The sequence below is a fragment of the Flavobacterium sp. GL_143 genome, from assembly GCF_057834355.1.
In genome coordinates, this window is record NZ_CM174401.1 from 893,956 (window position 1) to 905,618 (window position 11,663).

Here is an 11,663-nt window from a genome sequence, read left to right on the forward strand (position 1 = left end):
TTAAAAAGAGATAGTATTCTAAAAACAAATAAATAGGATTTACATATGAAAATTAAAAATACTTTTTTCGCAATATTACTCCTAACAAGTTTAGGGAGTTATGCCCAGCAGGATGCTCAGTATACCCAATACATGTATAATACTATTAATGTGAATCCAGCTTATGCCGGATCAAGGGGGGTAATGAGTATTTTTGGATTGTACAGAACCCAATGGGTTGGGTTAGACGGCGCACCAAGGACTGGTACTTTTTCAATTAATTCCCCTTTGGGAAGTAATCTTGGAGGAGGATTGTCTTTCGTTAGTGATAAATTGGGACCAACTCAAGAGAATACGTTGTCAGCAGATTTATCTTACACTATTCAAACTTCAGCATTTTATAAATTATCTTTTGGAGTGAAAGCAAGTGGTAATTTTTTTAGTCTAGACCCTAGCAAATTAAATCCCAAAGACTCAAATGATCCATCTTTACAAAACTTTGATAATAGTTTTTCTCCTAATGTAGGAGCAGGTATATATTTCCATTCTAATCAATTGTATGTAGGATTATCAGCACCTAATTTATTTGAGAGCAATAGATATAATGACAATGAAGTAGTAGTTAATAAAGAGAAAATGAACCTGTATTTAATAGGAGGTTATGTTTTTGATTTATCTCCTAGTTTAAAGTTTAAACCAGCTTTTTTATTGAAAGGTGTATCAGGATCTCCATTGCAATTGGATGTGTCAGGAAATTTCATGTTTAATGATAAATTTGTTTTGGGATTGGCCTGGAGATGGAGTGCGTCAGTAAGTGCTATGGCTGGTTTTCAGATTACTGATGGTATGTATATTGGTTATGGTTACGATTTAGAAACCACTAAATTAAATAATTATAATTCAGGCTCTCATGAAATATTTTTGAGATTTGAATTACCTAACAAAACGAATCGAATAATTTCTCCAAGATTCTTTTAAAATTTACTTATTTATGAAAACGAAAATTTACAAGTTTCAAAGAAACTATTATAAAAAATCAGCAGCAATGAAACTTTTTTTCTTACTAATATTTGTTTGTTCGATGAATGCTTATTCACAGAAAACAAGAGAGATAAAAGGAGATAAGGAGTTCGATAAATATGCCTATATTGATGCGATAAAAACCTATGAGCGTATTTATGAAAAAGGATATAAGTCACAAGATATGCTTGAAAAACTTGGGGACTCATATTATTTTAATGCTGATTTAAACAATGCAGCAAAGTGGTACAATGAATTATTTTCATTTACTCAGGATGTGGCACCAGAATATTACTATCGTTATGCTCAATCATTAAAGGGAATACAAGATTATAAAAAAGCTGATGAAATGATGTCTAAATTTTATAAAATAAATAGCTTAGATTCCCGCGGTGTGTTGGCATCATCTCAAAAAAATTACTTAGATGTAATTAAAAAGAATTCTGGCCGTTATCAAATTGAAAACGCCGGAATTAATTCAAAACATTCAGATTACGGGAGTGCATATTATAAGGATAAAATAATTTTTGCCTCAGCAAGAGATACTGGAACTGTCATAACAAAAAAACATTCCTGGACAGGAGAAGGATTTACAAATCTGTATTCCGCTGAGATGAATTCGGAAGGAAAACTATCTGGGGTAAAAAATTACGGAAAGATGCTTAATACTAAATTGCATGAATCTACACCTGTTTTTACAAAAGATGGTACTACTGTTTATTTTACAAGAAACAATTATTTAAGAAAAAAAGGAAAAGATAAGGAAGGAACTACTCGATTGAAAATTTATCAGGCAAAACTACAGGGTGATAAATGGACCAATATAAAAGAGCTGCCATTTAACAGTAATGAATACAGCGTTGCACATCCCGCTTTAAGTGCAGATAATAAAACGTTGTATTTTGCATCCAATATGCCTGGAACTTTAGGAGGATCAGATATTTTTAAAGTAAAAATCAATGATAATGGAAGTTTTGGAACTCCTGTCAATTTAGGAAAGGGAATAAATACAGAAGGACGCGAGACTTTTCCGACGATAACTGCAGAAAATGAATTGTACTTTGCTTCAGATGGGCATCCTGGCCTTGGAGGTTTGGATGTTTTTGTGTCTAAATTAGACAAAAGTGGTAATTTTGGAGATGTGATAAATGTAGGGGAACCGTTGAATAGTTCCAAAGATGATTTTGCTTTTTTAATTAATGAAGGGACAAGAACAGGATTTATAAGTTCCAATCGAGAAGGCGGTGAAGGAAGTGACGATATTTATAGCTTTGTAGAAACTAAGAAAATAGCATACACTTGCGAACGATTATTATCTGGCATAGTAACTGACAAAAAAAGCGGATTGCCACTTGCGAAGGTGAAAATTTCATTATTTGATAACTTGTCAAAAGAAATAAATTCAACAATAACAGATGATAATGGTAATTATTCTTTTGCTGTAGAATGTGGGAAGTCATATGTTGCAAGAGCAGAAAAAATAGAATACAATGCCAATGAAAAAAACGTCGTTATTGCCGAGACAACCGAAAAAATTGATTTATCGTTAATTCTGGATCCAGTAGGAGAAGGATGCAGAGTTACAGTTGGTGATGATTTGGGGAAATGCTTTGACATAAAAATGATTTATTTTGATTTAGATAAAGCCAATATAACAAGGAAAGCTGAATTAGAATTAGCAAAAATACTTGATGTATTAAATCAGCATCCTAACTTAGAAATTGATGTTCGTTCTCATACGGATTGTAGACAAACGTATCCTTATAACATGAAATTATCAGATCGAAGAGCCAAATCAACTATTGCCTGGTTTGTCAAAAAGGGAATTAGTCCAAAGAGATTAACTGGTAAAGGTTATGGCGAATCACAATTGGTGAATGATTGCGGTTGCGAACCGACTAATGTGTCAAGTTGTACAGAAGAGCAACATTCAGCTAATAGACGTTCAGAGTTTATTATTACGAAGTTGTAAATGTTACTGCGTTTTAAAATAACGCATCAGAATTAGCTTCTACAAGTTAGAATATTTTGAAATCCAAGATGTCCTTTTTGAAATTCTTAAAGGGACACTTGGATTTACTAATTTATACTTTTATTAAAAAAAGGAAAGTGGATATTAGTTATGACCTTTCTTTACTTAGTCAGTTCCTAATTTCTCGAGTCTCCATCGTGAGAAATGTTTTTCCGTGATCAGTAATTATTGTTTCCCGATTCCATAGAACCATTACTTTTACTTTATCTCCAGATATTAAAGGTTTATCTATAATTTTGAAATATGAAGTTCCTACTCTGATATAAGAAATATCTAAGTTCGTAAGATTCGAATTTTAATTCTTAAAATATTCTGATTAAAATTTGATTAAAAAATAAAAGATTTTTAGGAGTTGATTTTACTGGGGTGAACGCCTTATTTTTTCCACAAAATAGCATTTGCATTCTCCAGATCTTCAGTAGTACTAATAATCTCCCCGTTTAAATAATCAAGAAGATCTTCTTTTCTAAAATAAATTTTCTTTTGACCTTTTTTCTTGGAATATCTAATCTTGCGTTGGTGAGTGAGTTGGTAGATATACTTAAGCTCGATTGACAAAAATTCGGCAGCTTCTTCAGATGAGTAAATATCTTTACTATTTAAAGATAATTTCATCAATGCTTTTTCAATAAAGGCATCTTGTTTCTTAGCTAAGTTCAATATGATCAATTCTAATCGATCAATTTTAGAAGTAAAATTACTTGTATCCATGATTCTATATTTTTGAATTATTAAACAAGTTTACAGAGCTTTAGAGAAGTAAAAAATCGTGTAAAAACAATTTACATATCTAAAATAACCAATAATGATAAATTCTCAAGTAGAATGAATCACTTTAGCTTATTTTATTTTAAAAAACATATTGTAGTAATCACATTTTACAAAGAGGTTAAACTGACTTTACAAAAAATCGTGTAAAATCATTAATATGTAATGTTTTATTGGCATCATTTATTTTGATATATTTATTCAAAAAATCAATAATTTTTGTATTTGTTTTATCTTTAATCTGAGAATTCCAGTTTTTTTCAATATTGAAAAGTGAAGTTAATATTTCTACTATGTTCTGTTTTGAATTTCTTTTATTATCGATACTTATTAAAATTGACCCTTCTTTTATTTCGATTCCATTACAAAGTTTATAAAGATTTTCGATTGAAGAACTATTCTCAAAAATGGTAATATTCTTCTCTATTATTAGCTCAAATTCTCTTCGATGAATCTGTTTGATAATATCTCCATTGGTCAAATTTATGATATCTTTAAAATTCACACCATTCAGATTTATTGATTGAATCACTTCACTTTCCTCAAAAACAATTTTTCTTTGCTTAAATATCTCCTTAGGGTTTTGGAAGCAATCTTTCACTATTTTAAAAATACTTACAGGTGTTTTCATCTCAAACAAAAAAAACAATACTAGTTGGATAAAAACAAGTATAAAAAGATAAAATGTAAAATTGTAGATATCTGAAATATTCAAAATTTCATTACTAAGGGTAATCCCAATAAAACTAGATAAAAAGAAAAGCAACAACAAAATCAATAATCTGCTTTTGTTCGTTCCTTCGTAATAATTAAATTTCTCTTCAAAATATAAATTTACTAATAAAGGTTTAATAATGAAAAATAATCTAAAAAGCAGATATACCGGAATGACCATTTTTGCAAAAACTAGAATAAATGACAAGATGTAGGTATAAATAGTCATATTATAATCAATTTAGTTCTATAAAAGTAAACAAAACTAATTGATTATAAAACACTTGATGCTCGTCAAATGTTCGTCACAAAAAACAAAAAAGCCTTTACATTTCTGCAAAGGCTTAATTTTAGTAGTGGTCCCACCTGGGCTCGAACCAGGGACCACCTGATTATGAGTCAGGTGCTCTAACCAGCTGAGCTATAGGACCGGTTTTGAGGTTGCAATATTACCACTATTTTTCATTTGTAGCAAATATTTGGCAATGATTTTTACATTAATTTCGTTAATAATTTCAGTAAAATCAAAACTATCTGATTCTTAAGCTTCTAATTTCCGTATTAAATACTCTAAAATTATTTAATTTCCTGACAAAGCTCAATCAAAACCCCATTTGTGCTTTTGGGATGTAAAAAAACAACTAGTTTATTATCTGCTCCTTTTTTGGGATTTTCATTTAAAACAACAAAACCTTCCTTTTTTAACCGCTCTACTTCCGCAACAATATCTGTTACATCAAAAGCGATATGATGAATTCCTTCCCCTTTTTTTTCTAAAAACTTAGCAATCGGACTTTCTGGGTTTGTCGCTGCCAGAAGTTCAATTTTATTTGGTCCGTTTTGAAAAAACGAAGTTATCACTCCTTCACTTTCTACTGCTTCTGATTTATAAGCAGGAGCTCCAAAAAGCTTTTCAAACAAAAGATTCGAAACTTCTAAATCTTTAACCGCAATCCCTATGTGTTCTATTTTATTCATCATCTCAAATTGATTTAGAAAAACACTGATTCTTTTTATTGATTAACGTATGTATTAAAATAACCACATTCGGCAATAACATCCTGATAATATTTTGTATCTGAATAATCTTTTTTCAGTACTTTAAAATTATTCCATGCCAGGAAATTTATCTTATCATCATCTGCAGTCCACCAATTTTTAACCGCAATATACTTTTTATTGTAATATTCATTTCGTTCACATTTTGCCAGCATATAAGTACACTTTGCCTTTTGCTCTTTGGTTGTAGCAGCTTCCAGAGCTTTTTGATAATACATTTTAGACACTGAACAATCTGTGATCATTTTTTTCATAGAATCTCTAAATGAATACGGACTTGAACCATAGCCTACAATTCCGATCTCATAAAAACTTCTTCCGTTTCCGAAATGGGTGATATTATAAAATGCATTCCCTAGTAATAAACTGTTTGTATATACGTCTTCGTTTTTAGCCAGTTTATCTTGCATGGCTTTTATAGTCGTTAAAAATTCTATCTGAGAATATTTCTTTTTTTGGAATGCAGAATGGTCACAATCATGACAATCTTTTATATTTCCGTTAAACGGATTTCCATAAAAAACTGCATTTTGTAATGTATCCGTTTGTTGCATGAAAGTAATTGCTTCAGGAATTTTATTTTGATATGTTGCTTGTATCGCTTGAAAATTATTGATGTTATTTAAATTCAAATTATAAATACTGTAACCTATTTTCTCAATTTCGGTTTTATCCGGCTTAGTCAAAAATGCTTTCATTCCTAACAAATTCTTTTCGACATCATAAAAAGAATTCCCTGTTCCCCAATAACCATAAGCCGACGTATTAGCAAACAACTCTGCCATTACATAATTTTTTTGCTCTGTATAAAGAGTCATTAAATACATTTTACTCCAGCTTGAAGCGTTTTCATAACGAAAATCACCTACTTGTTGCTTCGGAAGCTCTTTGTACAACCAATTTAGATCTTTAAGAATTGTTTTTTCATTTTTAGAATTTAACTTATCAATCTTGCTCATATTATTTACAAAACGAAGTAATCTAAGCTGATTATTTGCCAACTCTGTTTTAGGCATTGTCTTTTCGGCTTTGGCAAAATTCTCATCAGCCTTAGCAAAATTCCCTTTTAATGTTTGCAAATACGCTAAAGCAATATCCCACAAATAAGGCTTTTCCGTATTTCCTGTTGAAGCAATTTTAGACACTAAATCGAATGCTTTTAAATCAATTTTCGCTTGATTTCCTTTCTTGTTTTCAGCAACAGTTTGTTTTATTGCAGGCGCACCATAATCCGTAGAGCCCTCAGAATCGACTCTAGCCAACTCAAATGAATTATTAATCCCTTGCTCTTGCTGATTAACTAACCTTGTAAGCAAATAATTTAAATGTTCATTTTTTGGATCTAATTGATAAATTTTATCAATCGCTTGCGCTTCATCTTTATAATACCCATGAATTGCCCAAAGCGCTGCTTTTTCTTTATTATTTTTGGCCATAGCCAAAGATTTATTCCAGTCTGCTTCGTTTTCTGGGTGAAAACTATAAGCTGTAACAATTCTCATTTCTGGACATTTATCAAAAACTTGCGCATATAAATAATTAGAAGTCGAATATTTACCTTGCTGATGATTTATTCCTGCCACATAAGCAAGCGCACGATAATACAATACATTTTTAGGAACAGCTGCTTCTGTTTTATTAAAAAACGTAATTGCTTTTTGCTTATTACTACTATAAAAATAAGCTTTCATGGTAAGAAACCAATACCTGTTTTTTAAGAACGGATCTGATATAGTATTATACACGTTTTCGATAGATTGAATCATTTTTAAATCATCAAAGGTGTTAGCAACCCTAGGTTCATAACTCCAATAATCTTCTCCAACTGACACTGTTTCTATCTTTTGTGCTAAATATAAAAACTCGATAAAAGCCTTCGTTTTATCATCTTTCAAATTTATTTTTTTACCCCATTTTAAAGAAGCCTGATTTCCTTTTTTGTTTTTAAAAAAAACATGAAGCTGTTCAATTTCTTCCTTATATTTTGAAGCATTTTCTTTATCATACGAATATCTTGAAGTATTATCCCCAATTAAAAAATAACTTACCGTAGCAGTATCAACCTTAGTTTTTAAATACGCATTCCAATCTGATTTGATGTCATCATTAAATCTAGAATTATGTTGAGTATCAAAACCAATCCCGTAAAAAACTTCTCCAGAGTAAAACAATGGTCTGTATGATTTTTCGACAAAAGTTTCGGGAGTAAAATTAGAACTATACCCCATTCCCCAATCATCTCCGCCTCCGCAAGCATAAATTATACCATAGGCAAACAATAAAACACCACTAAAAACAAGAAAGAACTTGTTTAAAAACATTTTTTTCATAATTTTTTAAATTGAATTCATCTAAGTCGTAAAAAATAATCTCTTTAGGATATTGAGCCGTATTCTCCTCCAGATCGGAAGCCATTTCTAGCAAATCATCCTTAGAAATCGCCTCTATTTTTAAAACATCACCTTGTTTGTAAAAAGTACCTTTTTTATAATTGGAGTTCTTTACAGTAAAGTATTTTTTTCGACTTAATACAAAATTAGTATCATTTTGCAATTCTTCTATATCTATTTTACTTTTTAATCCTATTACTTTATTGTCTCGAATATGAACCGCCCAAGAATAAATAGGCAAGGCAAAATCAAGCGGTAAAGGATATTTTTTTAAACTTTTTATGTATCGCTGCGCAACTCTTCTGTCATAAATAGAGTTAAGAGAATCAGGCGCAATTGTTCCCATATTATAATACATTAAAACCCCAGTATCAACATTTGGAATTTTAGTCTTTTCAAAATATTTTACCTGATGCAGCCGTATTGTAGCTGAGAGCTTTTTATGAGATATCTTCTTGAAAGTTTCTATAAATCTTAAATAATTTAATTTACTAGCCAATGTCCAATCACAATCGATTTGGATTTCCTGACACGAAATTCCATTTTTTTTGTTTATTAACTCCACAAAATCAAATGTTTTTTTAGCCAAACTATCTACATCAATTCCTTTTTTCAACATCACTTTATTCTTGATGTATACCACCGGAACAACTGTTAAGTTTTCTGTTTTACTTTCAAAATGTACTGGACTAAGCGGAAATGCCTCTTGAGTTTTTGGATGCAAATCGACATCAAAATACCGGATATAAATCTTACTGATATTATTTTGCTGCAAAGCTTCTTTCTCTCCTGTAGATAATTTAAAGATAGTTTTCCAATAATAAAAAGCTGCAACTGGTTTTTCTTGTTTATTACATGAAATCAATAATAAAAACAAAACACTAAAAACAATGCGAAATTTCAAAATATTCTAAATTAAGTTTACTGTCAAATGTAAGGATACATTTTATTTTAATAATAAATACAAACGAGTTTATCTATAAATAATTTGAGGTTAATCTAGCTTATCTTAATCCAAAGTAACAACTCCCAATAATTCGATAAAAAATTTCGATTAAAGCAAATATAATTGTTATTTTGTGCAATAAAAATCTAAACCGATTATGTTGAAAAGCAACTTAAAATATATTTTCTTTTTATTGACCTTATTAATGGTAAGTTGCGCCAAACGCGGAAGCATAACCGGAGGATTAAAAGACACCCTTGCACCTGTTTTATTATCTAGTGTTCCTAAAAATTTTAGTACCGAATTTAAAGGCAATACTATAAAATTGACATTTGATGAGTATGTAAAAATTAAAAATGCGAATAAACAATTGATTATTTCGCCACCAATGAAGCATGAACCTCTCATAAATCCTACAACGGCGAGCAAATACATCACTATAAAAATAAACGACACTTTACAACCTAATACTACCTATAGTTTTAATTTTGGGCAAAGTATTACTGATAATAATGAGGGAAATCCGTATAACCAATTTAAGTACATTTTTTCTACAGGAAGCTATATAGATTCCTTGGCTCTTGGCGGAAAAATAAAAGATGCACATGATAAACAATCAGACTCATTTGTATCTGTAATGCTTTATGAAATAAACGACACTTATAAAGATTCGGTTGTTTACAAGGAAAATCCACGATATATTACCAACACATTAGATAGTTTAAAGACGTTTAGATTAGAGAATCTAAAGGCTGGAAAATATCTTCTGGTTGCTCTAAAAGACAAAGGAAATAACAATAAATTCAACCCTAAGGATGACAAAATAGGATTTATAAAACATCCTATTACAATACCTAATGATACTATTTATGAATTAGAATTATTTAAAGAAGTACTACCTTTAAAAACACATAAACCTGCTCAGGTTTCAGGAAACAGACTGGTTGTAGGTTACGATGGAAAACAAAATTTTAAGAACTCCAGACCTAAGATTATCTTAAAGAACAACGGAGAAATTCTCCCAACAATTGTTACTCAATTTCCTAAAAAAGATTCACTTCAGGTATGGTACAAACCTCTAAAAGTCGATTCTCTATCGATGGAAATCACCAAAGACAACTACAAAAAGAATTACTCTTTTAAGATAAAAGATCAAAAGAAAGATACTTTACATATTAATGCGCTGCAAAGTGGAATTATCCATTTTAGAGACCGATTTACATTAGAAAGCGGAACCCCTTTGGTTCGCTTTGATGAATCAAAAATAAAACTAATAAACAAAGATTCTGTCGCAGTTCCTTTTAAAACTGAATATGATGATTTTGATCAACGCCTATTCTTTGACTTCAAAAAAGAACCTTCTGAAAAATACTCATTTACTTTTTTACCTGGAGCATTGATTGATTTTTACGAAAAAACAAATGATACTTTAAAATATACTTTAACAACAAAAGCTCCTGCTGATTACGGAAATCTAATCCTTAATTTACAGAACGCAAAACGTTTCCCTATAATCATTGAATTAACAAATCAAAAAGGAGAAACGGTACTTGCGACTGAATACACAGAAGGCAATACTAAAATAGAATTTGACCTCTTGGAGCCAAGCTTATTTACTCTTCGTGCGATTTATGACGATAATAAAAACAAGCAGTATGATCCAGGAAATTTTTTAGAAAAAAGATATGCCGAAGAGGTTATTTATTTCTCAAAAGAAATCGACGTTAGAGCCAATTGGGATGTTGATCAAGTTTTTGATCTAAGCATTCCTTATAATCCAGAATCTGATAAAAAAACAGACAAAAAGAAAACCGATAAAAAGAAATAATCTATAATCCCTGGATTACAAATTGATCTTTATCATTCAGAAAATCAAGTTTTTTTCTTGTTTCGTACATTTTTTCTTTATCTAATTCCGTAATAAAAACACCTTCTATTTCTTGGGGAGTAATTAAATATTCTCCAAGAAAATCTATTACTTGTGAGTGCCCAATGTGCTCATATCCATGATAATCTAAACCAATTCTGTTTACTCCTACCGAATAACACATGTTTTCGATAGCACGCGCTTTTAATAATGTATCCCATGCATTAGTGCGTATTTTAGGCCAATTGGCTACATATAATAGTAAATCATAGGATTCTGTATTTCTAGAAAAAACAGGAAATCTAAGATCATAACAAATTAGCGGACATATTTTCCATCCTAAATAATCTACAATTAGTTTCTGATCTCCTTTGGTATACACTTTATCTTCTCCAGCGAGAGTAAATAAATGTCGCTTATCATAATATTTTGTTTCTCCTGAGGGAAAAACAAATAATAATCTATTATAAAACTCCCCATTCTCCTCGATTACCAAACTTCCGGTAATTGCCCTTTTTGTAGCTCTAGCTAATAAACTCATCCACTCAACGGTTTCTCCTTGCATTGTTTCGGCAACGCTAGAAGGATTCATAGTAAATCCTGTAGAAAACATTTCGGGAAGCACAATCAAATCAACAGCTTCGCTAATTTCATGAATCTTTTGTTCGAAATAATTTCGGTTTTTTTCTGGGCTTTCCCAGTATAGATCTGTTTGAATTAATGCAATTTTCATATTGTAAAAATACTCTTTTTTAAAATAAATCAGCTCATTCGACTTTAACTCCAAATAGATTATTTCTTAAAACTCATTCAACTCAACAAACACCACACTTTTGGGAATAAAAAAACATTAAACAAAAAAATATTGCAATATTTTTGCAAAATATT

Annotated in this window: 9 protein-coding genes and 1 tRNA gene; 3 read left to right on the forward strand and 7 right to left on the reverse strand. The window is 30.5% G+C overall.

Annotation, left to right across the window (positions count from 1 at the left end; genetic code table 11):
* Positions 1-45: 45 nt before the first annotated feature.
* Together AC3IPI_RS03800 and AC3IPI_RS03805 are read left to right on the forward strand one after the other, a co-directional pair.
* The gene (locus AC3IPI_RS03800; protein ID WP_489157230.1) at positions 46-957 is read left to right on the forward strand and encodes a PorP/SprF family type IX secretion system membrane protein; all 912 of its coding nucleotides are present in this window, start codon (positions 46-48) and stop codon (positions 955-957) included.
* A 67-nt stretch (positions 958-1,024) separates the two neighbouring features.
* Positions 1,025-2,971: an OmpA family protein gene (locus tag AC3IPI_RS03805; protein ID WP_489159214.1), complete on the forward strand. Its 1,947-nt coding sequence runs from the start codon at positions 1,025-1,027 to the stop codon at positions 2,969-2,971.
* A 435-nt stretch (positions 2,972-3,406) separates the two neighbouring features.
* Here the strand turns inward: AC3IPI_RS03805 and AC3IPI_RS03810 are convergent, their stop codons facing one another.
* From AC3IPI_RS03810 to AC3IPI_RS03835, 6 genes are all read right to left on the reverse strand, one after another.
* Positions 3,407-3,742: a helix-turn-helix domain-containing protein gene (locus AC3IPI_RS03810; protein ID WP_489157232.1), complete on the reverse strand. Its 336-nt coding sequence runs from the start codon at positions 3,740-3,742 to the stop codon at positions 3,407-3,409.
* A gap of 178 nt (positions 3,743-3,920) precedes the next feature.
* Positions 3,921-4,742 (reverse strand): hypothetical protein, encoded by an 822-nt coding sequence (locus AC3IPI_RS03815; protein ID WP_489157234.1) that lies wholly within the window; start codon positions 4,740-4,742, stop codon positions 3,921-3,923.
* Positions 4,743-4,870: 128 nt separating this feature from the next.
* Positions 4,871-4,944, reverse strand: a tRNA-Ile gene (locus AC3IPI_RS03820).
* A 145-nt stretch (positions 4,945-5,089) separates the two neighbouring features.
* Positions 5,090-5,491, reverse strand: coding sequence for a methylmalonyl-CoA epimerase (mce, locus tag AC3IPI_RS03825; protein WP_039118019.1), 402 nt, complete (start codon positions 5,489-5,491; stop codon positions 5,090-5,092).
* Positions 5,492-5,526: 35 nt separating this feature from the next.
* Positions 5,527-7,902: a hypothetical protein gene (locus tag AC3IPI_RS03830; protein ID WP_489157236.1), complete on the reverse strand. Its 2,376-nt coding sequence runs from the start codon at positions 7,900-7,902 to the stop codon at positions 5,527-5,529.
* Complete coding sequence (locus tag AC3IPI_RS03835; protein ID WP_489157238.1) at positions 7,862-8,866, reverse strand: hypothetical protein; 1,005 nt, start codon at positions 8,864-8,866, stop codon at positions 7,862-7,864. Before AC3IPI_RS03835 ends, AC3IPI_RS03830 begins: the two co-directional genes overlap by 41 nt.
* A gap of 199 nt (positions 8,867-9,065) precedes the next feature.
* On the opposite strand from AC3IPI_RS03835, the gene AC3IPI_RS03840 reads away from it, so the two are divergent.
* Positions 9,066-10,736, forward strand: a complete 1,671-nt coding sequence (locus AC3IPI_RS03840; protein WP_489157240.1) for an Ig-like domain-containing domain — start codon at positions 9,066-9,068, stop codon at positions 10,734-10,736.
* Between the two features lies 1 nt (position 10,737).
* Here the strand turns inward: AC3IPI_RS03840 and AC3IPI_RS03845 are convergent, their stop codons facing one another.
* Positions 10,738-11,508 carry a nitrilase family protein gene (locus tag AC3IPI_RS03845; protein ID WP_489157242.1) on the reverse strand — a complete coding sequence of 257 codons (771 nt, stop codon included), beginning with the start codon at positions 11,506-11,508 and terminating at the stop codon, positions 10,738-10,740.
* Positions 11,509-11,663 lie beyond the last annotated feature (155 nt).